Genomic DNA, 24993 nt, shown 5'->3' on the forward strand with positions numbered 1-24993 from the left:
CAAACGAGGTGTGTCTGATGCGAGTCATAGAGGGAAAACTGCTGGGGACGGGGCTGTCCGTCGGAATCGTCGCCTCGCGCTTCAACGAGTTGATCACGAGCCGATTGCTCGACGGGGCAAAGGACGTGCTCCTGCGTCACGACGTCTCCCACAACGCCATCGACGTCTTCTGGGTTCCCGGAGCCTGGGAGCTGCCCCTCACGGTGAAGGAGATCGCGCTGATGGGCAAGTACGACGCCATCATCGCCCTTGGGGCGGTGATCCGGGGGGACACGCCGCACTTCGATTACGTCTCGGCGGAGATGTCGAAGGGCCTCGCGCAGGTCGGACTGGAACAGCGGGTCCCCGTGATCTTCGGCGTCCTGACCTGCGACACGCTGGATCAGGCGCTGCTGCGGGCCGGCAGCAAGGCGGGGAACAAGGGGGCGGACTGCGCTTACGGCGCCATTGAGATGGCGAATTTGATGAGGACGATCCGCACGGCGGACGGAACGAGGGGGGGGACGCGCAATGCTTGACCTTCGCTGGATGCTCGCGCACCGCGAAGAGGTGGAGTCGTTTCTGAAAAACCGCAGGCACGACTTCGATATGGACGCACTGGAGGCGCTCGACGAGAAGCGCCGCCACATCATCATGGAGACGGAGGACCTGAAGGCCAGGCGCAACGAGGGGTCCCGCAAGGTGGGAGCGGCGAAAAAGACGGGCGAAAACGTTGACGCCCTCATGCAGGAGATCCGCCTCATGGGCGACCGGATCAAGGAGCTGGACGAGGGGCTGAGCAGGACGGAGTCGGAACTGAACGATTGCCTGATGCGGCTCCCCAACCGCCTGAGCGAGACGACGCCCGTGGGGGAGGACGAGGACGACAACCCCGTCGTTCGGACCTGGGGAACGCCACGGGAGTTCTCCTTCGAGCCCAAGCCCCACTGGGACATCGCCGAGGCGCTTGGCATCATGGACTTTGAACGGGGCGTCCTGCTCGCTCAGAGCCGTTTTACCGTCCTGAAGGGGATGGGCGCCCGCATGGAGCGTGCCCTGATCGCCTTCATGCTGGACCTGCACACCCAGAAACAGGGGTACCTCGAGGTGGAGCCGCCCTTCATGGTTCGGTCCGCGATCCTGGAGGGGACGGGGCAGCTGCCGAAGTTCGCGGAGGACCTGTATCGTATCGCGGACGAGGACCTCTGGTTGATCCCCACGGCGGAGGTGCCGCTCACCAACCTTCACCGCGAGAGCATCCTGGAGGAGTCGGACCTGCCCCTCTACTACACCGCCTACACGCCCTGTTTCCGGCGGGAGGCCGGGTCCGCAGGCCGGGACGTTCGGGGAATGCTGCGTCAGCACCAGTTCGACAAGGTGGAGATGGTGAAGCTCTGCACGCCGGAGACGAGCTACGACGAGCTCGAGAAGCTGACGGCAGACGCGGAATCGGTGCTGCAGGCCCTGGAGCTGCCCTATCGCGTGGTGTCCCTCTGTTCCGGGGACATCGGCTTCGGCTCGACCAAGACGTACGACCTCGAGGTCTGGCTCCCCTCACAGAAGAGGTACCGCGAGATCAGCTCGTGCAGCAACTGCGAGGACTTTCAGGCCCGCCGGATGAACTGCCGCTACCGCCCGGCAAGCGGCGGCAAGCCGCGGTTCGTCCACACGTTGAACGGGTCCGGCATCGCCGTGGGGCGCACGCTCATCGCAATCATCGAAAACTTCCAGCGGGAGGACGGCACCGTCGTCGTCCCCAGGGCGCTCGTGCCCTACATGAACGGCACGAGCGCGATCGGGAAGGACTGAGGGGGCCCGCGTGCCTGACTACGCGACGATCGCCGTCGGCTGTTCCCTGGCGGCGATTCTCTGCATCGCGGTTCAGTTCTGGATCAAGCGAACCTTGCCGCTCCGCCAATACAACTACTTTCGAGACCTGCTTCTGCTGGGGATATGGATGCTCCTGGCCATTTGGTTCGGTTCGCCCTACTCCAGGGCGGTGGCCGCCGCCGCCGCCGTCGCGGGGGCCGTCGGGCTTGCCGGCGCCCTCTACCACAGGCGCAGGTGGGACCTCTGCTTTCTCCTGATCGGCGTGCTCTGCGCCCTCTGGGGGCCCTCGATCCACTACATACGCTTTTCCGACGGAGACTACATCTACCTGGAGCCCTCCGCCTCCTTCGCCCTGACGACGCTCTGGTTTACGGCCTTTCCCATCGTCTTTCGTCACCTGGACGATATCCCCGGGCTGGTGGGGAACGTCCTGGCCGCGACGTACCCCCTGATGCTCATGGCGGTCCTCCTGATGGAGGGCCCCGCCTCGGAGGCGTTCTTCATGACCTTTGCGGGCCTCGCCCTCCTTGGGGCCTTCTGGAGCCGCTTCGGCAACGCCTACCGCCAAGCGGGACGGGCCATGTCCTCCATGTGGAGCATCCTGGTGGCGGGCACAGCGATCCTGGGGAACAGCAAGGGTATCGTCTTCAGCTCCATGTTCTTCCTCTCCGTGGGGCTCTACGCCATTCCCGCTGCGGAGGTCCTGCTCCTCTGGTGCGGCCGCGCGTTCGCCGAGCGCCCCGACGGCGGAGGACACCTCTACAGGGCCATGATCGCGCGGGGGCTGGAGCACCCGGACGCCGTTCGCTTCATCGCGGGGCTCTGCGCCCTCGTCAGCATCGCGGCGGCGCTGATCCAGTCCCCTCCGCGCACCATGATGCGGGGGTGTTGGGGCGTCGTGGGCCTGTGCGTCTTTGCCGTGATCTTCTCGCTGTTCCGCCGCCGGACGAAGCGGGGCGCCATCGCCCGCGAGGCCCCCGAACTGTGGGGGGTTCCCCTGGACAACGTCTCCATGAATTACGCGATCTCCCGGTCCCGTGGGCTGATCTCCAATCCACGGGGCACAGGCGCTCAACTCGTGGCCACCGTCAACGCCCTGGGGATGGTCGAAGCCCTTAAGGACGAGGAGTACCGCGGCATCCTGCGGCGTTCCGCGCTGGTCCTGGCCGACGGGACCGGCCTTCTGTGGGGGATGCGCTTCCTCGGAATGCCGCTTCAGGAACGGGTGGCGGGGATCGACTTCGCCGAACAGCTCTGCCGCACGGCCGCCGTCGAGGGATGGCCCGTGTACTTTCTGGGCGCGAGCGGAGACACGGCGGCGCGGTGTGCTGCCGCCCTGTCCGCCCGATATCCGGGCCTGATCGTCGCAGGGACGCGGGACGGGTACTTCGAGATGGAGGACCCGAACGTGCCCGCCGCCGTCGCGGCCAGCGGAGCCAGGGTCCTCCTGGTGGCCATGGGGCTTCCCCGGCAGGAAAAGTGGGTCGCCCTGCACGAAAAGCGCCTGGGGAAGGTCCTGGCCGTGGGGGTGGGGGGCGCCTTTGACGTCTTTGCCGGAGAGCTCCGTCGGGCGCCGTCATGGGTGCAGAAGATCGGGATGGAGTGGCTCTATCGGCTGTTCCAGGAGCCAGCCCGCTGGAGGAAGGACCTGGGGCTGTTCTCCTTCGTGGCGCGGGTGCTGGCGGCGAAGGTGAGGCTCCACCCCACGCGCAGCGCTCCGCGCTGACGACGGGGATGAAGGTTCTGATCCTCGCCGTGGGCAGGTCCAGGGAGAGGGCGCTGGCGTCGCTGGCGGAGGACTACCTGGCGCGCATTCGCCCGGCGGGACTGGTGGGGGTGGAGCGCACCCCGGACGTTCCGGCGCGCTCGCCGGAGGAGGCGATGGCGAAGGAGGGGCAGGATATCCTGCGCCGCATCAGGCCCAGGGATCGGACGGTCCTCCTGCGCGAGGACGGCGCCGAGTACGACAGTCCGGGGTTCGCCTCGTTTCTTGCCGCTGAAATGGAACGGGCCGGAGGACGCCTCCTGATGGTGATCGGCGGCCCCTGGGGGACGAGCGACGCGGTGAAGGCGCGCGCGGACACGGGGCTTTCGCTCTCCCAAATGACCTTCACCCACGAGATGAGCTTCCTCTTCCTGGCGGAGCAGCTGTACCGCGCTTTCTCGATTTTACAGGGGACCGGATACCACCACTAATTCCAATCCCAAATCCATCGTACACTTCGTTGTTTTTGCTCGCCTTGCTCGACGTACTATTATGTACGCCTTCGCTGCAGCTCGCAAAAGCCGCCTCGTCCACGAAGGATTTGGAAATGGAATGAGACGGTACGTTCAGTGGCGGGCGTTCCGTCAGCGCCTGCCCAGGTCCTCCAGCGCTGCCTCGAAGTGGGATGCCGCGAGGAGGATCGTCTCCACGCCCTGCGTGATACTGTCCCGCAGGGCTGCCAGGGCCGCCTTCCGGCAGATGAAGGCGATGTCTGCGCCCGTCATGCCGTCGGTGCGCTCCGCGAGGGTCGTCAGGTCCACGTCCGGCGCCACGGGCTTCCTGCGGAGCTCGATCTGAAAGATATCCCGCCGCGCCTCCGCGTCCGGCAGGGAAAGCTCCAGGATCAGGTCAAACCTTCCGGGCGTGAGGCACGACGGATTCACCAGGTCCAGCCGGTTGGTCGTGGCCAGGACGACGACGCCCTGAAGGTCCTCGATGCCGTTCATTTCGGACATGAACTGTCCGATGACCCGCTTCTCGGTGACGCCGTCCCCCGCGTTCGCGGGGAGGAGGGACTCGACCTCGTCGAAGTAGAGGATGGAGGGCGCCGCCTGACGCGCCACGCGAAAGACCTCGCGGAGGGCCCTTTCGGATTCCCCGATGTAGCGCGACATAATGGAAGGCCCCTTGACCGGGATGAAGTTGATCCCGCTCTCTCGTGCCAGGGCGCGCGCCAGAAGGGTCTTCCCCGTCCCGGAGGGCCCGTGAAGCAGGATCCCGCGGATCGGTCGGATCCCACACCTCTCGAAGAGGTCCGCGTGCTCCAGCGGCCACATAACGGCGTTGTAGAGCTCCGCCTTGACGTCCTCCAGCCCCCCGATGTCCTGCCAGGAGACGTCTGGAATCTCGACGAAGACCTCGCGGATCGCCGAGGGTTCGATCTCCATCAGGGCGGACAGGAAGTGGCGCATCCCGACCTCGAGGGCTGCGACCCTCTCGTAGGGGATCGTCTGGGTCCTGAGATCGACGTAGGGCAGGACGTCGCGCACGCAGGCCATCGCGGCCTCCTTCGCCAGCGCTTCGAGGTCGGCGCCCACGAAGCCGTGGGAGAGCGCGGCCACCCTCTTCAGGTCCACGTCCTTCGCCAGGGGCATACCGCGCGTGTGTATCTGAAGGATCTCAAGTCGTCCCGCGCTGTTGGGGATCGGGACCGATATCTCCCGGTCGAAGCGCCCCGGACGCCGAAGGGCGGGGTCCAGCGCGTTCGGGATGTTGGTCGCCGCGATCACGACGACCTGCCCGCGCGACTCGAGGCCGTCCATCAGCGCGAGGAGCTGGGCCACGACCCGGCGCTCCACCTGCTTCTCGCTGCCCATGTCCTCGCGCTTCGGAGCGATGGCGTCGATCTCGTCGATGAAGATGATGGAGGGAGCCCGCTCCTGTGCCTCCTCGAAGATGTTGCGGAGCCGTTCCTCGCTCTCCCCGTAGAACTTCCCTATGATCTCGGGCCCGGAGATGTGGGTGAACCAGGCGTCCGTCTCCCCGGCCACCGCCCTGGCGATGACGGTCTTCCCCGTCCCCGGAGGGCCGTAGAGCAGGACCCCCTTGGGAGGCTGGATGCCGAGGCGCTCAAAGACCTGCGGAAAGCGCAGGGGGAGCTCGATCATCTCCCGCACCTTGCGGATCTGCGCCCCGAGGCCGCCGATGTCCTCGTAGGAGACCCTGTGCGGTCGGACCGTCTTCGCGGGCTTCAGCAGGTTCAGGCAGGTGGCCCTGTTGAGCACCACCGTCCCCGCGGGCGTCGTCGCCGTGACGCGGAAGTCGCAGACGCGGGTTCCGAAGAGGTTGACCCGCACGCGGTCTCCCGTGCGGACGGCCGTGTCCTCCAGGGACGATAACAGGTACTCCTGGTCCTGCTCCTTGTCCGACAGCTTCGTCTCCGTCAGGGGCTCCAGGGTGGCATTGCCCGCAAAGCGCCGCTCCACGGCCCCCTCGACGCTGACCGTCTCGTCCAGGGAGGTCGAGGCGTTCTCGCGGAGCAGGCCGTCGATTTGAAGGATGCCGCGCCCCGCCTCCGGGTCCCCCGCCCTGGCGCGGGCCGCCGTCGTCCTCTTTCCCGTGATTTCGATGAGCGCGCCCTCCGAGAGCCCCAGTTGCTCCATGTCCTTCGGGTGCATTCTGGCAATGCCCTTCAGGGCGTCTCCTGGGTACGACTCCTGCACCTTGAAATCCTTTCGCATCTCCTCACCGCTTCCCGGGGTCAGGCCCTCTGCCGCCCCTAGACAAGTCCTCCGTCCCACAGCTCGCTCAGGCGGACGAAACGATAGCCCCTCAGCCGAAGCGTCTCGACGATCTGCGGGAGCGCGGCCACCGTGTTGGGGACCCCCGAATGCATCAGGACGATCGCTCCGGGCTTTGCGTTCTCCGTCACCAGCCTCACGATGTCCTGGGCGGGCTTTCCCGTGTAGTCCGCAGTGTTCACGTTCCAGAGGCCAAGCCTCAGGTTCATGCGCCGCATGGCGTTGAACACCTTGAGGTTGAAGGCGCCGCCGGGCGGCCTCAGAAAGCGCGATCTCGGCAGGTTCAGGTTCTCAAAGACCTCGTCGCAGCGCTCCGCCTCCCGCATGATCTTTTCGATCCAAAGGGTGTAGAGCCGCGGATGGGTGTAGCTGTGGTTTTCCAGCTCGTGCCCCGCGCGGCTCAGGGAAAGCGTTATCCCGCTGTAGCGTTCCGCGAACTTCCCCACGAGGAAGAAGGTCGCGTGAACGTCCTGCTCCTTCAGCGCGGCCATCAGCTCCTGCATTCCGTGCTCTCTTGGGCCGTCGTCAAAGGTCAGGGCGATCTCCTTCACGAAGGGGTCCCCCGAGGCGATGCCCCACCTTCGCCGCTCCATGGACAAGGGGCCCCACTCGATGCAGAGGAACAGCGTCAGGGCACACAGCATAAACTTTCGACACAAACGGCCTCATTCCTTTATCTTCAGGATTCCTCTCGGACTTCTCTCAGGGCGCCGCGCCCGCGCCTGAACCACGACATTTTCCCAATCTCAATATCAGCCTAACATGAGAGGGAAGTCGGGAAAAGACGCTATATAATACAAGAGATTTATTTTAGATGAAAGCATACCCTTTTTCGTCCGCAATTTTGTTGAGGCGGTTACGCTTCCGGATTCGGTCGAGCTTAGGAGGAGAGACACTTGAGACCTGACAGGGACGAGGCCCTGGCGCTCCTGAAGAAGTACAACACCGAGGAGTCCCACCTGCGCCACGCGCTGGCCGTCGAGGGCGCCATGCGCCACTTCGCGAGGCTGGCGGGGGAGGACGAGGACCTTTGGGGCGTCGTGGGCATCCTGCACGACATCGACTGGGAGCGCACCATGCAGACGCCGGAAAGGCATTGTCACCTGGCACGGGATTTCCTGAGCGAGGCCGGCGTGGACGAGGAGATCATCCACGCCGTCGAGTCCCACGGCTACGGGATATGCATCGACGTGGAGCCCTCGAACGCGATGGAGCGCACGCTCTTTGCCGTCGACGAGCTGACGGGGATCGTCATCACCGCAGGCCTCGTGCGTCCGTCGCGCTCTCTGGCCGACCTGGAGCTGAAGTCGGTGAAGAAGAAGTGGAAGGACAAGGCCTTCGCCCGCGGGGTGAACCGGGAGCTCATCAAGGAGGGGGCCGAGAGGATGGGGATGCCCCTGGACCAGGTCATCGAGGAGACCATCCTCGCGCTCCGTCCCATCGAGGCCCAGATCGGGTTCCAGGCCTGAGGCCGGCGGCCCTGGACTTAATTTTCAACTCAAAACGTTTTGAACTAAAAACGCGCCCGTAATCGGGCGCAGACCGGGAGAGAAGAATCCATTATGACGATCAAAATTTTGCTGGCAGACGATCACCCCCTGACCCGCGCGGGCATCGCGGAGTTCCTTCGAAGGGAGATCTCCTTTTCGCTCGTGGCGGAGGCGGAGGACGGCGTGAAGGCGTGGGACCTGATTCAGGAGCTGAAGCCCGACGTCGCGCTCCTCGACATTCGGATGCCGGGGCTGGACGGCGTCTCCGTCGCCCAGAAGGTCAAGACCGCGGGGCTGGCCACCGCGACGATCATGCTGACCTCCTACGACGCGCAGCAGTACGTCATGGCCTCGCTTCGCGCCGGCGCCCGCGGCTTCGTGCTGAAGACGGTGAGCCCGCGGGAGCTCACCACAGCGATCAACACCGTGGCCAAGGGCGGCCTTTACCTCGACCCGGAGGTGGCCTCGGTGATGGGGGAGCGCGACTTCATTCCAGAACAGCTCTCCGCGCGCGAGAGGGAGGTCCTGCTCCTTGCGGCGAAGGGGCTCTCCAGCAAGGAGGTGGCCAAGCGCCTCTTCATCAGCGAGCGCACCGTGCAGACGCACCTGGCCTCGATCTACGACAAACTGGGGTCCAAGAACAAGACGGAGGCGCTGCTCCTGGCCCTGAAGTACGGGGTGGTCACCCTCGAGGAGCTCTTGGCGGATGACGAGGAATAGCGGCGTACGGGCCCTGCCATGCTGAGGGAGAGGCTCGCCCGATTCCGCGGGACGAAGCACCACTTCCTCGCCTTTCTCCTGTGCGCGCTGCTCCTTCCCTCCATCGCGGTGGTCCTCGTGGCCGTGCTGGGGATGGTGAGCCAGGAGAGGGCCATGGAGGCCGCGGTCCGCTCCTACGTTCAGGACCTGGCCTACCACCTGAGCTCGGACGCGCGGGTCTGGTCCTTTCCCTACAGCCTGATGGGTGACGCCTCGCGCTATCCCTTCTTCTCGTGGGGGCCCTCGATCCCTGGATGGGTGGCGCTCCTCAGCCTGGACGGGAAGGTCATCATGGCCTCCCCTGGGGCGATGAACATTGCGGCCATCTGGCGCAACGACCTGCCCATCGGGACGGCGACGCGGGTGACGGACAAGCAGGGGGCCCAGTACACCCTTGCGATCTACCCCCTCAGCAAGGGAGACGGGCTCGTCGTCGCCGCCGTCTCATGGGATCAACTCCTGGGCGGTCTGGTGAGGGTCGTGCGCATGTGGCCCGCGCTCATCGTCCTGATGACGCTGGGGAGCTTCTGTGCCATCCGCCTCCTCTGGAGCCGGCTGGTGCTGCCCCTCCAGTCCCTGGTGGCGGAGATCGACAGCCTGAGCCTGGGGAAGGGCATCTCCCCCGAGCTGGAGCGCGGCGCCGTCAGGGAGATCGAGAGCGTCCACCGCGCCCTGATGCGCTTCTCCAAGGCGGCGGTGGAGAGGGACAACCTCCGCAATCGCTACGTTCGCGACATCGTCAGAGTGCAGGAGAAGGAGCGGCTGGACATGGCCAGGGAGATCCACGACGGCCCGCTTCAGGACATCACCGCCCTCCTTCAGCAGATCCACATGCTGTTGGAGGACGACTCCCCGCAGCCCCGCATCGAGAGGACGGAATCCCTGGCAAAGACGGTCGTGCGCGAGCTGCGCGGCCTCTGCGACGAGCTGGCCCCGCCATGGATGGACCTGGGGCTGGCGAGGACCCTCACGGAGCTTGCGGAACGCCAGTCGCAGAACTACGACGTTCAGGTGGGAGTGGACGTCGAAGACGACCTGGACGTGGGGCCGGAGACGACCCTCTCCTTCATGCGCATCTTCCAGGAGGCGATCTCCAACGCCGTGCGGCACGGGGGCGCGACGGAGGTCCATGCGCAGGTCCACGCCGAAAGCGGAAAACTCTTCCTCGACATCCGGGACAACGGGGGGGGCTTCGACGCCCGCGTCGATCACGAGACGCTGCGCCTTCAGGGGCATCGCGGCCTGGCCAACATGACGGAGCGGATGTCCCTGATGGGGGGCAGCCTCCAGGTGACCTCGGAGCCGGGGAGGGGGACGCGGATCCTCGCCGCCCTGCCCCTGAGCGTAGCCCTGAACGCGGAGGGGGCGGAGGGCGAAAACGGGGAGAAGATTGGGCCGGCCCCCGCAGGGGGGCGGGCGATTAAGGGGGAATCCCATTGAACGTCAGCTTTTGGGGCGCGGCCGGCGAGGTGACGGGCTCGTGCTATTGCCTTGAGACGGCCGGCCGTCGCATCCTTGTGGATTGCGGCATCCATCAGGGGGAGGACGAGGACCTCAAGAACGCGGAGCCCCTCCCCGTCGCCCCGGGGGAAATCGAGGCGATCCTCCTGACCCACGCGCACATGGACCACTCCGGGCGCATCCCCTGGCTGGTGAAGAACGGCTTCAAGGGGCCGATCTACACCACCGGCGCCACGGCTCAACTGGTGGATATCCTGTGGCACGACTCGGCGCGCCTGATGGCGGAAGAGGCGGAGTGGAAGACCCGCAAGGCCCTGCGCCGCGGACTGCCCGCCGTCCTTCCCCTCTACGGGGACGACGAGGCGGAGGCTGCCCTGAAGTGCCTGCGGCCGCTGGAGTGGGAGGAGACGCTGGAGGTGCTTCCCGGAGTCTCCGCCACCTTCAGGGACGCGGGGCACATCCTGGGCAGTTCGTCCATTCTGCTGGACCTGAGCGAGGAGGGGAAGTCCGCGCGCGTCGTCTTCAGCGGGGACCTGGGGCAGCAGCGGGCGGCTATCGACGGCACGCCCTCCATCTTCAGGGAGGCGGATTACGTCCTGATCGAATCGACCTACGGCGACCGTCTCCACAAGGACGACCAGGCGTCGCGGGCGGAGTTCCGCGAGGCCGTCCTGACGGCGCTCAGGGACAGGGGGAAGGTGCTGATCCCCAGCTTCGTCGTCGATCGCGCACAGCGGATCCTCTTCGAGCTCTCCCTGATGCAGATCGAGGGGGTGCTGCCCGAGGTCCCCATCTTCCTGGACTCCCCCATGGGCGTGCGGGCGACGGACCTCTACCGGTCCCACGTCGGGACCCTGTCCGACGAGGTGCGGAGGTACGCGGCCTCCGGGGTGGACGTCTTCGCCCCCAGGGGCTTTCAGAGCGTCTCCACCCCGGACGAGTCCCGAAGCATCAACAACGTCCCCTTTTGCATCGTGATCGCGGGCAGCGGGATGTGTTCGGGCGGGCGCATCATCCACCACATCAAGCACAGCGCATGGAACCCCAAAAACCACATCATCTTCGTCGGGTATCAGGCCTACGGCACGCTGGGTCGCCGCATCGTGGAGGGAGAGCCCCAGGTGCGCATCGGCGGGGAGGACGTCGCCGTGCGGGCCAGGGTCCACACCATCGGAGGCTTCTCCGCGCACGCGGACCGCGACGACCTCCTGGCCTGGGCCGGCAACTTCAGGACGAACCCGCTCTTCTTCGTGACCCACGGCGAGGCGAAGTCCTCCCGGGCCCTTTCCGTCTCCCTGCAGGAGGCGGGGCGGCGCGCCATCGTCCCCGGCCTGGGGCAGGAGTTCGCCCTCGAGCCGAACGCCCTGGCGCGGAAGGTGGCGCAGCCCTCGGCCAAGCCTGCGGCCGAGAGGACGCTGCACGCCATCGACGACCTTGCGCTTCTCGTGGAGCAGCTGCGGCGCAGCTCCGGCGCCCTCGGCGACTCGGAGGAGGCGATGCACTACCTGGCCGCGTCCCGCGCCCTGCTGGAGATGGCGGCTCACAGGATGAAGGGCGCTTCCTGAAGGAGAGGTGCCCCCTGCCTCCCCGGCGATCGGTCCGGCGCGGCGCCAGGCGGCGTTCTCCCGAACGCCGCCATTTTTTTCGTTTATGTTTTATAATAAAAAGGAGCACAGGCCTGGGGGTTCCGCGCATATTTCGCCGCGGCGCGGTCCTCGCGGGCTTTTACGTCTTGAGGATTGAGAGGGCGGGTTTGATGTCATGCAACGCTTTTGACGTGTTGAAGGCGCGCGGGTACTTCGAGTGGTGCACCTCGGAGGATCGCCTGCGGGAGGTCATGCAGTCCGAGATGGTCACCGCGTACGTAGGGTTTGACCCAACGGCGGACAGCCTGCACGTGGGACACCTCATCCCCCTGATGGCGCTGGGATGGCTTCAGCGGGCGGGGCATCGGCCCATCGCCCTTGCGGGAGGCGGGACCGGCCTGATCGGCGACCCGTCGGGCAAGAGCAAGGAGCGCAACCTGATCACGCTGGAGGCCGTCCAGAGGAACGTCGAGGGGGTGCGCAAGCAGCTGGCGCACTTCCTCGACTTCGACTGCGGGAAGAACTCGGCGCTCCTGCTGAACAACTACGACTGGCTCTCCAGGATGACGTTCCTCGACGTCCTGCACGACGTGGGGAAGTACTTCTCCGTCAACAACCTCATCGCCAGAGAGTACATCAAGAGCCGGCTCGAGGACCCGGAGAAGGGGATATCCTACACGGAGTTCTCCTACGTGCTCCTGCAGGCCATCGACTTCAAGCACCTCCACGATCACTACGGCTGCAAGCTGCAGATGGGGGGAAACGACCAGCAGGGGAACCTGCTGGCGGGGACGGAGTACATCCGCAAGACGAGTGGCGGCGAGGTCTTCGGCCTGACTCAGCCCCTGTTGCTCACGGCGTCGGGCACGAAGTTCGGCAAGACGGAAGCGGGAGCGGTGTGGCTCGACGCGGAGCGCACGTCGCCCTACCAGTTCTATCAGTTCTGGGTGAACGCGGACGACCGGGACGTGGAGCGGCTGCTGAAGCTCTACACGTTCCTGCCCCTGGAGGACGTTCGTCTGCTGATGGAGGAGCACGCCGCCCACCCGGAGCGCCGCGTGGCCCAACGCCGCCTGGCGACGGAGGTCACCCAGAGAGTGCACGGCGCTGCGGCCGCGGAGAGCGTCGCGAAGGTCAGCGCCGTCCTGTTCGACCCGGATGTGGACCTGTCGGGCCTGTCCGAGGAAACCTGCCTAGCCCTGAAGCGTGAGGCTCCCTGCAGCGAGGCGAAGCTCTCCATGCCCGCGGGGGTCCTGGACGTCCTCACGGCCTGCAGCGCCTGCGCCAGCAGGGGAGAGGCCAAGCGCGCCGTGCGCCAGGGCGGCGTCTCGATCAACGGCGTGCGCGTGGCGGACGAGGGGGCCTCCATCGACGCCGACCAGCTGCGCTACGGGCGCTACCTCTTCGTGCGCGTCGGACGCAAGAAGTTCTACGTGCTCTCGGTCGTCCGCTGACGCGGCAGGCGGTCGACTGACGCAGAAGCGAAGGCTTGGTGGCGCCGACGCCCCTGGCGTGACGGGGCGTCGATCGCCTTACGAGTTCGGTCTTCAGGAAGCGCTGTCGGGCACTTTTCGTTTGGCGGTTGCCCATTCGTTCAGCGGTTTTCGCGAACGAATGGGCGTTTCCCGAATCGTTTTGTCCGGAGGAGATGCGGATGATCCCCTGTGTCTGGTACGTTTCAAAAACGGTGGATGTCTGGCGGCGAGCGCTGATCGGCCGCATGGCGGAGTCGCTGAGGTCGCGGGGGGTCCCCCTCTCCCTTTACGTCGATGGGAGCGTCGCCGGGATCGACGCGCGGGACGTCTCCGCCTGGAGCGCCCTGACCGGCCTTGAGCGCGCGAGCCGCATCCTCTTCTCCGGACGGGCGCTCTGGCACCTCTGGGGGGACGCTCCGGCATGGTGGCGGATCGTCCGGCTGCGCGCACGCGCGGTCCACACGTCCTTCGATGAGAAGACGTCCTGGTGCGGATACCCCTCCCGCCTCTTTCCGGACCGGGCCAGGGACGGTGAATCGCTGATCCTGCCCGCCTTCGACTTTCGCATCTCCGGCGTGGACGACGAGGGCCCTCTGCCCGTCGTGTGCCTGGGAGACGCCGCTGGTCAGGGCCTCGAGGACGCCCTGAGCGGCAACGAGCATCCGGTGGTCGGGACGGACGACCTCTCCCCGGATGCCCCCACGGCGCGAAGCGGCGTCTTCATCGCAGGGCCGCAGCCGTTTGACGCGCTGAGGGCGGCCTCCCTCACCATGCAGGGACTGGTCGCCGCGGCGATCGAGTCCCCGCACCTGAACGCCCTCCTGGGGAGCGAGGGGTATGTCCGCGCGGCGGAGGACACGGAAGAGGCTTGGAGGCTCGCGCTGGAAGCGGCCCTCTCGGAGCGGGGGAGGGCCGTGGCCGTCTCCGCGCGGCACTTCATCAAGGCGCGCTGTTCCCCCGAACGGAGTGCGGATTCCCTCGTCGCCCTTTACTCCAGCGCCCTGGGAGGGTCGGTCCTCCCATGAGCGCTGCGGCGTGTGCGGTCAGAGCCTTTCAGGCCGTCGCCGACGCCGGATGGCGCGGGCGCATGGTCTACGGGGTCCTCTATGGACTCCTGAAGCTCGTCCAGCCGCGCCGCGAGAGGATCGACGCCAACCTGCGCCTCGTCTGGCCCGAGAGGGACGCGGCCTGGCGCAGGGCCTTCAGAGCGCGGGTCTATCAAAATCTGGCCTGGACCGTCACCGAGGTCCTGGCCCTGCAGCGGGACCCCGGCCAGGCGTCCTCGTGGATATCCGGCGTCGAGGGGCGCTCCATCCTGGACGAGCTGGCGGAAGGAGGGCAGGGCGCCATCCTCCTGACGGGGCACTTCGGAAACTGGGAGCTCCTGGGGACGTGGTACGCCCAGGTCCTCAAGGCGAAGGGTCGGCAGCTTTACGCCGTCTTTCAGGAAATCCACGACCGCGACCTGTCCGGGGTCCTGAAGGGGTTTCGGGAGAGGGGCGGCATCTCCGTCCTGCCGAAGGAGATGTCCGTCCTCGAGATGGCGCACCGGCTGCGGGCCGGCGCCCACATTGCGATCCTGGCGGACGTCTCGTGGCTCGAGGGCGCCCTGACGCTGCCCTTTATGGGGCACGAGTGCACCAACTCTCCAGGGCCTGCGATCCTCGCCATGCTGGCGTCGGTCCCCATCGTCCCCCTGGGCATCTACCGTCGGGGGCCCTTTGAGCACGGCGTGCGCGTCTTCCCGCCCCTCTCGATCCCTGGTCAGGGGAGCCGGGCGGAGCGGATCGGGGGAGGGACCCTCGCGATCAACCGCGCCCTCGAGGCGATCATCGCCCCGAGGCCCGAACTGTGGTTTTGGCTGCACGACCGCTGGAAATCCCGCCCGCTATCGCGGCAGACGGTCGTGAAAGACGGTGCCGCCGAAAAAAGTCCTGTATGTCCTGTATAATGATGGATAAGGAGAGCAGGCCCTTCAGGCTCTCCCCGATTTTGTCCTCACGACGGCTTTGTGGCGAGAGACAGATTGAAGGGACCCGGGGCGGAGGAGAAGAGGATCATGTTGCTTCGCAAGGAGTTTAAATTTGAGGCGGCTCACAATCTTGTGCGGTATCATGGGAAGTGCGAACGGCTGCACGGCCATACGTATCGCCTTGCCGTGCTCCTCGAGGGGACACCGGACGGCGAGGGGATGATCATGGATTTCTGCGAGCTCTCCTCCATCGTCAAGGAGCGGGTGATCGCGGTCCTGGACCACAGTTACCTCAACGACACCATCCCCCAGCCGACGGCCGAGAACATCGCCCTGTGGACCTGGAAGCGGATCGAGGCGTCCCTTCAGCGCCCGAACTGCCGCCTCTTTGAGGTGCGGGTCTGGGAGACCGCGTCGAACGGCGTCGTCCTGAGGGCCTCCGACCCCGTTTTGACGGAGGAAGGGGAGAGACGCCCATGAAGGACGTTCAGATGGAAGCTGACCTGCGGGAGATCCAGATCGACCGGGTGGGGGTGAGCAACGTCAGCTACCCCATCGTCGTCATGTCCCGGCAGGATAAGACGCAGGACACGGTGGCCTCCGTCTCCATGAGCGTCCTCCTGCCCCATCAGTACCGGGGGACGCACATGAGCCGCTTTATCGAGGCCCTTGAGGACTGTTGCGGCAGGATATCCCCCGTCACGCTGGAGGCCGTCACAAAGCGCTTGTGCGACAGGCTGGACGCCCCCGAAGCCTCGATTCGTTTTGAGTTCCCCTACTTCATCCGGCGCAGGGCCCCCGTTTCGGGCATCGAGAGCTTCATGCGCTACGAGGCCAATTTGGAGGGTATTTTCAGCGTCGGAAAGTTTGACATGGTCACGGGCGTGGGCGTCCACGTGCAGACGCTCTGTCCCTGTTCCCGGGCGATCTCGAAGTACGGAGCCCACAACCAGCGCGCCTTCGTCGCGATCAAGGTCCGCTGCACGCACTTCATGTGGTTCGAGGAATTGATCGCGATGGCGGAGGAAGCGGCCTCCAGCCCGCTCTACACGCTCCTGAAGCGGGAGGACGAGAAGCACGTTACGGAGCGGGCCTATGAGAATCCCCGCTTCGTGGAGGACGTCGTGAGGGACCTCGCCGTTGCGCTGAACCGGGAGCCTCGGGTGTCGTGGTATTCCGTCTCCATCACGAGCGCCGAGAGCATCCACAACCACGACGCCTTCGCCGAGGTCACGCGGGACAAGGGGAAGCCCGCTCCGCCCGACGGGGAACGCGGTCAGCGATGACCCGGAGGGGAGACGAGTTCCTCAGCCGACTGATTTACTACGTCCTCTTTCTGCTGATCCTGCTGGCGGCGATCCGGATATACTTCTCCTGGCTCGACAGCTACAGGTTGTCCCATCCTCAGATCATCGAGGCGTTTGCCGCAGGCTACGTCGAGGAACAGCCCCTCGAGGGTATCCTGTTGTGGGACGAGCAGCCGGTCTTCGCGCCGCAGGACGGGGTGTTCACCTACCCCTCGCCGTTGCCGCGCCGGGTCGCGAAGGGCGAGATGTTGGCGGCCCTGGACGGGGTCGCGATTCGTGCGCCGTACCCCGCCTACTTCTATCCGGCCCTGGACGGACAGGAGGGGCATTGGTTCTATTCAAAGCTGTGGCCGGACTTCGCCCCCTTTCCGTTTTTCAGGCCCGCCGTCCTTCTGGAGAACGGCACTCAGCTTCGCAAGGGGGCGCCCATCGGCAAGCTGGTCCCCCAGCCGCAGACGCTGCGCTGCATCGCCTACCTGGACGGCACGCCGTCCCTCCTGCGCAGCCTGCGCATGCGGAAAGCCGCCATCCGCATCAAGACGGAGCCGGAGGGCAAGGAAAGGAAGGCGGAGGTGGTGTCCTTCAAGACGATGGGGCAGAAGGTCAAGGTTTGCTTGAGGCTGCCGTTCTTTCCTCCGGAGGCGCTGCGTTCCCGATCCTTCTCCGCCCGCGTGGTCGCGGGAGATCAACAGGGGGTCATGGTCCCCGACAGCACCGTGATCACGAAGGACGGTCGAAACGTGATCTTCCTCCTTCAGGGGAACAGGGTCCTTTCGCGTGACGTCGAGGGCTTCCCGGCGGGCATGGGGCACTTCTTCATCGTGCGGGGCGTGATGCCGGGGAACAAGCTGATTCTGGATGCCGACACCATTCAGGAGAGCATCGTGAGGATTTGGTAGGGGGGATTTGCTGATGGGGCTTAAGGAGCACGCGGCAGCCATCCGGGAGCGTGTGGCGCGCACGGCGGCCCTCGCGGGACGGAAACCCTCGGACGTCCTCCTGGTGGGAGTGACGAAGACCAGGAGCGTTCAGGAGATGCAGGAGGTCGCCTCCCTTGTCGATGCGATCGGCGAGAACAAGGTCCAAGAGGCGCAGGTGAAGCGAGAGGCGTGGGGGGATCATCCAACGCCCCCCTGGCGGCTGATCGGGCACCTGCAGAACAACAAGGCGCGCCGCGCCGTGGAACTGTTTGACGCCGTCGACTCCCTGGACTCGATCCCCCTGGCGGAGCGCCTGGACCGCATCGCGGGGGAGCTGTCCCGCCGCCTGTCGGTGCTGATCGAGGTGAACACGGCGAAGGAGGCCAGCAAGACGGGGATGGCGCCCGAGGCGTTCCCCGCCCTTCTGGATCGCGTACTGACCCTGCCCAACCTCAAGTTGGAGGGACTGATGACCATCGGTCCGTTGACGGACGACGAGGTGCGCGTCCGCCAGGCCTTCGCCGAATTAAGAGGGATGGCGGAGGACGCCAGAGGGCGATGCGGCCTTCCCTTGCCCGTGCTCTCGATGGGAATGAGCGGCGACTTTGAGTGGGGGATTCTGGAGGGGAGCACCATGGTGAGGATTGGCACGGCCCTTTTTGGCCCTCGCGAGTACAAGATGCTGTAGTCCATGGTATATTAAGGGGCAGGTTTTATCCTGTTCTTTATAAGGAGGAACGGACGGGTGCTTAGGAGGTTAATGCAGGTCCTCGGGTTTTACGGCGACGATGACTACGTCGATGAGCCCGATGACTACGAGGTCGAGGAACAGAGGACGGCAACCAAAAGACCGAAGGCGAGGCGACGGGACGAACCCCATCTCTTATCCGCTCCAAGGCTTGTCTTCTTTAAGGGTGTGCCGTCGGAGAGCATAAAGCTGAGGCTCAGGGATGCCCTCCTGAACGGGATCATGGTCCTCCTGGACCTTCACGAGCTGGACCCCAGAGAATTTGAGGAGGAGGGACGTCCGTTCATCAACTTTATGGGGGGGGTTGCGTTTGCCCATAAAGGCCGCATGGAGTACATTGAACCCGCTTTGTACCTGGTGACGCCACACGAGGGAATGTTCGAGGAATGGGTTGAGGAGGAGCCGCTAAATGATGGAACTTTTGACCGCCAAGGACGTTGAGGTCAAGGCCTTTAAGAAAGTTTCCTTCGGGGGATACGCGGTTCAGGAGGTCGAGGACTTCCTGAATCAGGTCGCGGACGACTTTGAGACCTACGCGATGCGTCTGAACGAGCGCGAAAACCGGATACGCGAGCTTGAGGAGTACGTCAAAAAGCAGGAGTCCATGACGGACATGATCAAGGACGCCCTCATTCAAGCGCGCAAGGGCGCCAAGGAGATGGAGGAGCAGGCTCGCGCTCAGACGGAGCAGATCCTGGCGGACGCGCGGGTCGAGGCGGAGAAGTATCTCTCGGAAGCCAACTCCAAGGTCGAGGAGATCACCTCTCAGGCGGATACGACGATCTCGAACGCGGAGAAGACGGCCGCTGAGATCGTCGCGGAGGCGAACGCCAAATCCAGGGAGATCACCTCTCAAGCGGATACGACGATCTCGAACGCGGAGAAGACGGCCGCCGACATCGTCGCGAAGGCGAACGCCAAATCCAGGGAGATCGACTCTCAAAGCCACATGCAGCTGGACGAGGCGGAAAAGACCGCTGCCGAGATCATCGCGAAGGCTAAGGCCTCTGCGGCCGGCATCCTGCAGGAGGCTCAGGACATGCGCCTCGAGACCGAGAAGCGTTGGGCCGACCTGGAACAGGACCTCTCCCATCGCAAGAAGGAGGCCTCGGAGCAGATCGAACAGACCCTGGCGTCAGCCCGCTCCGAGGCAAAACGCCTCGTGGAGGACGCCTCGAAAGAGGTGGAGAACTACAACAACCGTCTGTGTTTCCTAAACCTCAGGAAACAGCAGTTTCTCAAGGATACCGTGGCCCTCCTCCTCGATTTCGGTAAGACGATCGACAAGGCCCAGCAGGAGTTCGAGGTGGAGATGATGAACGAGGAGGAGAAGACCTCGGTTAAAACCGAAGCGGAGCCGCCCGTCGAGTCGGGGCGTCAGGACGCTTCCTCGTCCCGATTACTCGACCACTTCCGCAGAAACTTCCTGGAGGGGAAGTCCGATGCCCCTGAGAGTGGGGAGCCTTAGTTTCAATCTATCGTACATTTCGTTGTTTTCGCGCGGCGTGTTGTCGGGTACGCCCTCGCTGCCGTTTACGATTTGGAAATGGTGAGGCCCTTTTTCTGACGAATGGCCCCTGTGGTCGGACACCAGCGATCCCGGCTTCAGGGGCCGATCTTTTGATGAGCGTACCGTTCCACAGGCACACAAGCACAGAGGGGGGGCAGGTGACGGCTCGTGAGCGCAGTGCGAGGTTCCCCAGAGGGGCTGACGTCCCCCATACGCTACCTCAAGGGGGTGGGGGCAAGGGTTGCGGAGCTGCTTGCCCGGCTTGGCGTTCACACCGTCGAGGACATCCTCTATTTCTTTCCACGGCGCTACGAGGACCGAAGGGGCCTCGTGCCGTTCCGCGAACTTCGCATCGGCACGACGGCTTCCGCGGTGGCGGAGGTCCGCGCCGTGTCGTCCTCCGCCAGCCGTTTCGGGGGCCCCGCCTCCGCAGTCCTGGACGACGGCTCCGCCTCGATTCGGGCCGTTTGGTTCAACCCTCATGCTGCACGATCTCTCAAGCCTGGAATGCAATTGGCCCTCTACGGGAGGGTGGAGTACTACAACGGCGTGCAGCTCACCAATCCGGAGTTTGAGGTTCTCGAGGCCGGTCAGCCCCCTGAGCTGGTGGGGCACATCGTCCCCGTCTATCCCACCGCCGCCTTTTTAACGCAGAAGCGCCTGCGCCGCCTGGTGGATACGGCCCTTGAGGAGTACGGCGGCAGCCTTGACGACTTCCTGCCCCGGAGGATTCGCGAGCGCCACGGGATGAAGGGCCTCACAGCCGCCCTCCAGGAGCTGCACCATCCATCGGATCCGGAGAGCTGGCTGAGGGCGCGCAACCGTCTGGCCTTTGACGAGCTCTTCCTCCTGCAGACGGGCCTCGCGATGCGGCACGCGGCGGACGCAGCGCTTCCGGAGCGCTCTCTGAGCCTCGCCCCCGGCCAGAAGTTTCACACGTTCGAACGCTCCCTTCCCTTTTCATTGACCCCCGCCCAGCAGCGGGTGATCGGCGAGATCTTCCGCGACCTGGGAAGCTCGATCCCCATGAATCGCCTCCTTCAGGGGGACGTGGGCTCTGGAAAAACTCTGGTCGCGGTGGCTGCGATCCTGGCGGCCGTGGACTCGGGCGCGCAGGCCGTCCTGATGGCTCCAACCGAGGTGCTGGCGCAGCAGCACGACATCCGGATCGGGAAGATGCTGGAATCCCTCGGCGTCAAAACAGCCCTCCTGACGGGAACCCTTCATGCCCCGGAGCGCCGTGCCCTGCTTCAGGCGCTTGGAGCGGGGGAGGTTCATCTCCTGATTGGGACCCACGCCGTCTTTACGGACGAGGTGAACTTCCTGAAGCTGGGTTTGACCGTGGTTGACGAACAGCACCGCTTTGGTGTACGGCAGAAGAACGCCCTGATCGCCAAGGGAGTTTCGCCGCACGTCCTGGTGATGACCGCCACGCCCATTCCACGGACCCTGGTCCTCTCCGTCTACGGTGACCTTGCCGTCTCCACCCTGGACGAGCTGCCTCCGGGGCGTCAACCCGTCGAGACCCTGCACATGAGGACGACGGATGAAGTGGACCTCTTTCGGCTCATCGAAGGTCGAATTCAGGCAGGACAGCAGGTCTACTGGGTGTGCCCGCTGATCGACGACGAGGAGGGGCAGGGCCTTGACAGCGTGACGTCCCGCTGCCAACGCCTCACGAGCGCCCTCCCCGGTGCGCGCATCGGCGTGCTGCACGGACGGCTGCCCATTGAGGAGAAGACGTCGGTCATGCAGGACTTCGTCCAACGAAGGCTCGACCTCCTGGTGGCGACCGTCATCATTGAGGTGGGGCTGGACATCCCCGAAGCCTCAATGATGGTGATCTCGGACGCCGGACAGTTCGGGCTGGCCCAGCTTCACCAGCTGCGGGGCCGCATCGGGCGGGGAACGGCGAAGGGCCTGTGCGTCCTCCTCGAAGGGGAAACGACGACGCCGGAGGGCCGTGAACGCATTGAAACCATGCTCTCCACGTCGGACGGCTTTGCCATCGCGGAGGCGGACCTGCAGCAGCGGGGGCCGGGCGAGGTGTGTGGCGTACACCAGCACGGCGTCACGGACTTTCGGGTGGCGAACCTCTTAAAGGACCAGAAGCTCCTGGAGTTGGCCAGGCTGGAATCCCGCCAGCTGCTGGCCGCGGACCCGGAACTGACGGGGGAGCCCCTGCTTCGCAGCGAATTGAAAAGGCGGCTGGGCGCGAGCCTGGATCTGGCCGGAACGGCGTAGGGCACCTTGAAGGGAGAGGTCGCAAGGATGAAGATGACAGAGAGCCTGTCCATGGACCAGCAACGGGAACGGTTTTTCAGTTTCCTGCTGAATCACCCCAACACCGTCGCCGGCGCGCGGGATCGGCTGAGGCGAAAGGGGCTGGACGAGGATGCGGCGGAGGCGCTCGTGAAGGAGGCCCTGGAGATGGCGCTTCTGGACGACGCCCTGTACGCACAGCTCTTTGCGGAGGGCCACGACTCGTGGGGGAAGAAGCGCATCGCCCTTGAGCTTCGCCGTCGCGGCGTCTCCGCAGAGGACGCTGAAACGGCGCTCGCAGACGTCGACGAGGGGCCCCGCGCCAAGGCACTTGCCGACTCGTGGGCACGAAGCGGACTGGAGGAGCGAAAGGTCCTGGCGCGCTTGTACCGCAGGGGGTTCAGCTCCGCCACGGTCGGCGCCCTTTCGCGAGGCGAAAGGGACGTCTCCTGGTGATCGTTAAAATATTATAGGACATTTATGGACAAGGAGAAGAAGTGAAGTGCGCACCGTAGACTTTCACGTACACGTCTATCCGCCCGAGGTCATCCGCGACGCTGAACTGATCTCGAAGCACGAGCCCTACTTCGACCGGCTGATTCACAGCAAGGTCCACCGTTGGGGGACCATCGACGACCTGCTTGCCCGCATGGAGGAGGAGGGGGTCGACCGCGCTGTGATCGGAGGGTTTGCCTTCAAGGACCTGGAGCTCTGCAAGCTCTGCAACAACTACGTCCTGAGCGGCATCCGGCGGCACCCGGACAAGCTGAGCGGCCTCTGCCTCGTACCGCCTCTGACCCGCGGTGCCTCGGAGGAGATTTTGCGTTGCGCGGAGGCCGGTGCGATCGGGGTAGGGGAGCTCTTTCCCGAGGGACAGAACGTCGATATCTCTGACCAGGAACAGACATGGCGCCTGGCTGGGGTCCTGCACGAAGCGAACCTGTGCGTGCTGTGGCATACGGCCGAGCCCGTGGGACACGGGTATGCGGGCAAGGGAAGCGTCGGCCCGAAGGAGGCCGCGGCGTTCTGCATTCACCATCCAGAGGTGAAGACGATCTTCGCTCACCTTGGGGGCGGGCTGTGGCTCTACGAGCTGATGCCCGAGATGCGGCTCTACCTGTCCAATGCGTGGTACGACCTGGCCGCCCTGCCATGGCTCTACGAGGGCGCGGTTCTGAAGGCGATCCAAAGCGCAGGCGTCCTCGACAAGTTCCTGTTCGGCACGGACTTTCCCATCCTGCGCTCTCAACGCTACGAGAAGAGCTTCGCCGCGTCTGGCCTGACCGAGGCGGAGCGGGAGCACCTTCTCCGGTCCAACGCTCTGAGGCTGCTTCAGTCCCTGAAGAAGTAGCCAAAAAAGGCCTCCCGATCTTCGAGAGGCCGCGGGATGAGGTCCTTGAGGGTTGAGGTCCTTTGTTTTTGTTTTTTTAATAATGTCCTATAATGTATCTTATGTTACAAAAAATTGAGGAGACCCAGAACTCACAGCCGTATCTTTTTCAGGTTCTGCTGTGCCTGGACGATGGCGGAGATCGTGGAGGCCATGGCGCCGACCTTGTTCGACGCTTCGTGCATGGTTTCAATCGCTCCTTCCATCTCGGCGGATGTCCGGTTCAGTTTCTCTCCGGCGTCCTCGATCATCGTCTCCATGGACTCCATCGTCGTCTTGTTGTTGGAGAGGCAGTCCGAGAACGAGGACAACGTCCGCTGAATGGTCTCGAACAGCTCATTGATGCTGCGCATGTTTTCCATCGTTCCCTGGACAGCCCCGGATATCTCGCTGACCTTGGCGTCGATGGACTCGGACGCCGTCCTGGTCTCTGCGGCCAGCTCCTGAACGTTATGGGCCACGACCGCAAATCCCCGGCCGTGCTCCCCTGCCCGGGCCGCTTCGATGGAGGCGTTGAGAGCCAGAAGGTGCGTCTGCCTCGCGATGCGCTGAATGTTGTGGGAGATCTTGCCGATCTCGAGGAACAGTTCCAGGGTCTTGATGGTCGCGTTCAGCGTGTTGGAAACGGTCTCGCTCATGCCCTCCAGGCTGGTGCCCGACTTCGCCATCTCCTCCATCAGGTTCGCATTGATCGTGTTGATGGCCTCGACGCCCTGTTTCGCATCCCGGCTCCCGGACGCGAAGTCCTCTCTCAAAGCCTGCAAAACGCCATAGAGGCTGGTAAACTGGTTCGAGGTGTCCTGAACCCGTTCCTCCACCTTGCGGACCCGTGAAACGAGCACCTCGTCCAGCTGGGACATGAAGGAGTCCATCTGGACGCCCGCGAAATACGCCCCCGAGAGAACGTGGATCAGTTCCAGGCTCTTTTGTTCCGTCATGGAAGGCCTCCTTTCACCTCAGCGTCCGTAAATCTGGTCGATGATGTCCGTCCCGCACCGAAGTCCTTCGAACCAGGAGAGGAATTTTTTGACGTTCTCCCGGCCCTGGATTACGGCTCCGTGCTGGGGAGCGATCGTTTCGACGTCCAGGGTGGACACGCGACGCACCCAGCTGCGGCACGCCGCGTTGGAGGCCATGTAGCGCTTGTGGAAGCCCTCCATGAGCGGCAGGTGGGCCTCGAAGTCCGTCACGATGGGATAGCGTTTCCCCTCGGGGAAGAGCGCCGCGCCGATATCCCCCGTAAAGAGTATCTTTGAAAGCGAGTCGTAAAGCGAAAAACACCCCGTGGAATGGAGAAAATGCGAGGGGACCATCACCAGCCGCGCCCCTCCCGACAGGGTCAGGGACTTTCCTCCATCGGGAATGGAGACGATGCGCCGCCCGTCGTATATCCCGAAGTGCGGAAGGAAGCGCACCCACAGCTCCGAGATGTGCACCATGGCCCTCTCCGCCATGGAGAGCCACAAGGTGATGCCCGATGAGACGTCGGGGTCCTGATGGGAATAAAAGATGTGGCTGATGGCCTTGAGGTCCACGAGTTCGGCGACGTTCGCCAGAACCCGGGGAAACACATGAGCTCCGCCCGGATCGAGAAGCACGATTTCCCTTCCGGAGGTTATGACGTACTGGTTGGTCTGGACGGCCATGCCGTCCTCCTTCTCCTCCCAACCCAGCATGATGAAGCGGTGATCCTTTTGCTCGAAAAGAGGGAACGACTCCAGCTGCTGCATTTTAATCTGCCTCCATCCTCGGCACAGCCATTACTTGATGCGGCCTTCCCCTGCCCCTGCCTCCGATC

24 protein-coding genes are annotated in these 24993 nt (G+C 64.7%); 20 read left to right on the forward strand and 4 right to left on the reverse strand.

Annotated features, from left to right (window positions below):
• The first annotated feature begins 17 nt into the window (after positions 1–17).
• The 4 genes from ribH to ACK28C_RS09830 are packed head-to-tail and all read left to right on the forward strand — an operon-like array spanning position 18 to position 4005.
• The gene (ribH, locus tag ACK28C_RS09815) at positions 18–518 is read left to right on the forward strand and encodes a 6,7-dimethyl-8-ribityllumazine synthase (protein ID WP_015557053.1); all 501 of its coding nucleotides are present in this window, start codon (positions 18–20) and stop codon (positions 516–518) included.
• The gene (serS, locus tag ACK28C_RS09820; RefSeq protein WP_015557052.1) at positions 511–1788 is read left to right on the forward strand and encodes a serine--tRNA ligase; all 1278 of its coding nucleotides are present in this window, start codon (positions 511–513) and stop codon (positions 1786–1788) included. The genes ribH and serS overlap by 8 nt, the downstream gene beginning before the upstream one ends.
• Positions 1789–1798: 10 nt before the next feature.
• Positions 1799–3535, forward strand: a complete 1737-nt coding sequence (locus ACK28C_RS09825) for a WecB/TagA/CpsF family glycosyltransferase (RefSeq protein WP_208873798.1) — start codon at positions 1799–1801, stop codon at positions 3533–3535.
• A gap of 8 nt (positions 3536–3543) precedes the next feature.
• A complete protein-coding gene (locus ACK28C_RS09830; RefSeq protein WP_015557051.1) occupies positions 3544–4005 on the forward strand; it encodes a 23S rRNA (pseudouridine(1915)-N(3))-methyltransferase RlmH in 462 nt (153 codons plus the stop codon).
• Between the two features lie 153 nt (positions 4006–4158).
• Here the strand turns inward: ACK28C_RS09830 and ACK28C_RS09835 are convergent, their stop codons facing one another.
• A complete protein-coding gene (locus ACK28C_RS09835) occupies positions 4159–6255 on the reverse strand; it encodes a CDC48 family AAA ATPase (protein ID WP_208873797.1) in 2097 nt (698 codons plus the stop codon).
• A gap of 38 nt (positions 6256–6293) precedes the next feature.
• Positions 6294–6959, reverse strand: coding sequence for a polysaccharide deacetylase family protein (locus tag ACK28C_RS09840; RefSeq protein ID WP_015557050.1), 666 nt, complete (start codon positions 6957–6959; stop codon positions 6294–6296).
• Between the two features lie 252 nt (positions 6960–7211).
• Here ACK28C_RS09840 and ACK28C_RS09845 point away from each other — a divergent pair, with 252 nt between their 5' ends.
• The 16 genes from ACK28C_RS09845 (at position 7212) to ACK28C_RS09920 (ending at position 23156) form a co-directional block, all read left to right on the forward strand.
• Positions 7212–7784: an HDIG domain-containing metalloprotein gene (locus ACK28C_RS09845; protein WP_409152105.1), complete on the forward strand. Its 573-nt coding sequence runs from the start codon at positions 7212–7214 to the stop codon at positions 7782–7784.
• A 93-nt stretch (positions 7785–7877) separates the two neighbouring features.
• A complete protein-coding gene (locus ACK28C_RS09850; protein ID WP_409152106.1) occupies positions 7878–8525 on the forward strand; it encodes a response regulator in 648 nt (215 codons plus the stop codon).
• 18 nt (positions 8526–8543) lie between these two features.
• The gene (locus tag ACK28C_RS09855; RefSeq protein ID WP_409152107.1) at positions 8544–10004 is read left to right on the forward strand and encodes a sensor histidine kinase; all 1461 of its coding nucleotides are present in this window, start codon (positions 8544–8546) and stop codon (positions 10002–10004) included.
• Complete coding sequence (locus ACK28C_RS09860) at positions 10001–11590, forward strand: MBL fold metallo-hydrolase (RefSeq protein WP_208873795.1); 1590 nt, start codon at positions 10001–10003, stop codon at positions 11588–11590. The genes ACK28C_RS09855 and ACK28C_RS09860 overlap by 4 nt, the downstream gene beginning before the upstream one ends.
• A 191-nt stretch (positions 11591–11781) precedes the next feature.
• The gene (gene tyrS / locus ACK28C_RS09865; protein ID WP_015557049.1) at positions 11782–13065 is read left to right on the forward strand and encodes a tyrosine--tRNA ligase; all 1284 of its coding nucleotides are present in this window, start codon (positions 11782–11784) and stop codon (positions 13063–13065) included.
• A 200-nt stretch (positions 13066–13265) separates the two neighbouring features.
• A complete protein-coding gene (locus tag ACK28C_RS09870) occupies positions 13266–14111 on the forward strand; it encodes a hypothetical protein (RefSeq protein ID WP_015557048.1) in 846 nt (281 codons plus the stop codon).
• Positions 14108–15037, forward strand: a complete 930-nt coding sequence (locus ACK28C_RS09875) for a lysophospholipid acyltransferase family protein (RefSeq protein WP_015557047.1) — start codon at positions 14108–14110, stop codon at positions 15035–15037. The genes ACK28C_RS09870 and ACK28C_RS09875 overlap by 4 nt, the downstream gene beginning before the upstream one ends.
• Before the next feature lie 108 nt (positions 15038–15145).
• Positions 15146–15538, forward strand: a complete 393-nt coding sequence (gene queD / locus ACK28C_RS09880; protein WP_208873794.1) for a 6-carboxytetrahydropterin synthase QueD — start codon at positions 15146–15148, stop codon at positions 15536–15538.
• Positions 15535–16344, forward strand: a complete 810-nt coding sequence (folE2, locus tag ACK28C_RS09885; RefSeq protein ID WP_015557046.1) for a GTP cyclohydrolase FolE2 — start codon at positions 15535–15537, stop codon at positions 16342–16344. The genes queD and folE2 overlap by 4 nt, the downstream gene beginning before the upstream one ends.
• Positions 16341–17264 (forward strand): hypothetical protein, encoded by a 924-nt coding sequence (locus tag ACK28C_RS09890; RefSeq protein WP_015557045.1) that lies wholly within the window; start codon positions 16341–16343, stop codon positions 17262–17264. Before folE2 ends, ACK28C_RS09890 begins: the two co-directional genes overlap by 4 nt.
• Before the next feature lie 13 nt (positions 17265–17277).
• Positions 17278–17973 carry a YggS family pyridoxal phosphate-dependent enzyme gene (locus ACK28C_RS09895; RefSeq protein WP_015557044.1) on the forward strand — a complete coding sequence of 232 codons (696 nt, stop codon included), beginning with the start codon at positions 17278–17280 and terminating at the stop codon, positions 17971–17973.
• A 57-nt stretch (positions 17974–18030) separates the two neighbouring features.
• On the forward strand, positions 18031–18474 hold the full coding sequence (gene sepF / locus ACK28C_RS09900; RefSeq protein ID WP_208873793.1) for a cell division protein SepF: 444 nt from the start codon (positions 18031–18033) through the stop codon (positions 18472–18474).
• Positions 18443–19501, forward strand: a complete 1059-nt coding sequence (locus tag ACK28C_RS09905; RefSeq protein WP_015557043.1) for a DivIVA domain-containing protein — start codon at positions 18443–18445, stop codon at positions 19499–19501. Before sepF ends, ACK28C_RS09905 begins: the two co-directional genes overlap by 32 nt.
• Positions 19502–19711: 210 nt before the next feature.
• On the forward strand, positions 19712–21787 hold the full coding sequence (gene recG / locus ACK28C_RS09910) for an ATP-dependent DNA helicase RecG (protein ID WP_243440677.1): 2076 nt from the start codon (positions 19712–19714) through the stop codon (positions 21785–21787).
• Positions 21788–21814: 27 nt separating this feature from the next.
• On the forward strand, positions 21815–22261 hold the full coding sequence (locus tag ACK28C_RS09915) for a regulatory protein RecX (protein ID WP_015557042.1): 447 nt from the start codon (positions 21815–21817) through the stop codon (positions 22259–22261).
• Positions 22262–22307: 46 nt separating this feature from the next.
• Entirely contained in the window at positions 22308–23156 is an 849-nt protein-coding gene (locus ACK28C_RS09920; protein WP_208873792.1) for an amidohydrolase family protein, read from the forward strand.
• Positions 23157–23287: 131 nt separating this feature from the next.
• On the opposite strand, the gene ACK28C_RS09925 is transcribed toward ACK28C_RS09920, so the two are convergent.
• On the reverse strand, positions 23288–24133 hold the full coding sequence (locus tag ACK28C_RS09925; protein WP_015557041.1) for a methyl-accepting chemotaxis protein: 846 nt from the start codon (positions 24131–24133) through the stop codon (positions 23288–23290).
• 18 nt (positions 24134–24151) lie between these two features.
• The gene (locus ACK28C_RS09930; RefSeq protein ID WP_015557040.1) at positions 24152–24925 is read right to left on the reverse strand and encodes an MBL fold metallo-hydrolase; all 774 of its coding nucleotides are present in this window, start codon (positions 24923–24925) and stop codon (positions 24152–24154) included.
• Positions 24926–24993: the final 68 nt, after the last annotated feature.

The sequence above is a fragment of the Fretibacterium fastidiosum genome (genome assembly GCF_964642095.1).
Lineage (GTDB): Bacteria > Synergistota > Synergistia > Synergistales > Aminobacteriaceae > Fretibacterium > Fretibacterium fastidiosum.

Bases quoted from the DNA above. Each gene is read 5' to 3' on its own strand.
- ACK28C_RS09875 (WP_015557047.1), top strand. From the start codon at position 14,108: ATGAGCGCTGCGGCGTGTGCGGTCAGAGCCTTTCAGGCCGTCGCCGAC.
- ribH (WP_015557053.1), top strand. From the start codon at position 18: ATGCGAGTCATAGAGGGAAAACTGCTGGGGACGGGGCTGTCCGTCGGA.
- tyrS (WP_015557049.1), top strand. From the start codon at position 11,782: ATGTCATGCAACGCTTTTGACGTGTTGAAGGCGCGCGGGTACTTCGAG.
- ACK28C_RS09890 (WP_015557045.1), top strand. From the start codon at position 16,341: ATGACCCGGAGGGGAGACGAGTTCCTCAGCCGACTGATTTACTACGTC.
- ACK28C_RS09925 (WP_015557041.1), bottom strand. From the start codon at position 24,133: ATGACGGAACAAAAGAGCCTGGAACTGATCCACGTTCTCTCGGGGGCG.
- ACK28C_RS09915 (WP_015557042.1), top strand. From the start codon at position 21,815: ATGAAGATGACAGAGAGCCTGTCCATGGACCAGCAACGGGAACGGTTT.
- ACK28C_RS09830 (WP_015557051.1), top strand. From the start codon at position 3,544: ATGAAGGTTCTGATCCTCGCCGTGGGCAGGTCCAGGGAGAGGGCGCTG.
- ACK28C_RS09850 (WP_409152106.1), top strand. From the start codon at position 7,878: ATGACGATCAAAATTTTGCTGGCAGACGATCACCCCCTGACCCGCGCG.
- ACK28C_RS09840 (WP_015557050.1), bottom strand. From the start codon at position 6,959: ATGCTGTGTGCCCTGACGCTGTTCCTCTGCATCGAGTGGGGCCCCTTG.
- ACK28C_RS09855 (WP_409152107.1), top strand. From the start codon at position 8,544: ATGCTGAGGGAGAGGCTCGCCCGATTCCGCGGGACGAAGCACCACTTC.
- ACK28C_RS09870 (WP_015557048.1), top strand. From the start codon at position 13,266: ATGATCCCCTGTGTCTGGTACGTTTCAAAAACGGTGGATGTCTGGCGG.
- ACK28C_RS09835 (WP_208873797.1), bottom strand. From the start codon at position 6,255: ATGCGAAAGGATTTCAAGGTGCAGGAGTCGTACCCAGGAGACGCCCTG.
- ACK28C_RS09905 (WP_015557043.1), top strand. From the start codon at position 18,443: ATGATGGAACTTTTGACCGCCAAGGACGTTGAGGTCAAGGCCTTTAAG.
- ACK28C_RS09895 (WP_015557044.1), top strand. From the start codon at position 17,278: ATGGGGCTTAAGGAGCACGCGGCAGCCATCCGGGAGCGTGTGGCGCGC.
- serS (WP_015557052.1), top strand. From the start codon at position 511: ATGCTTGACCTTCGCTGGATGCTCGCGCACCGCGAAGAGGTGGAGTCG.
- queD (WP_208873794.1), top strand. From the start codon at position 15,146: ATGTTGCTTCGCAAGGAGTTTAAATTTGAGGCGGCTCACAATCTTGTG.
- ACK28C_RS09930 (WP_015557040.1), bottom strand. From the start codon at position 24,925: ATGCAGCAGCTGGAGTCGTTCCCTCTTTTCGAGCAAAAGGATCACCGC.
- folE2 (WP_015557046.1), top strand. From the start codon at position 15,535: ATGAAGGACGTTCAGATGGAAGCTGACCTGCGGGAGATCCAGATCGAC.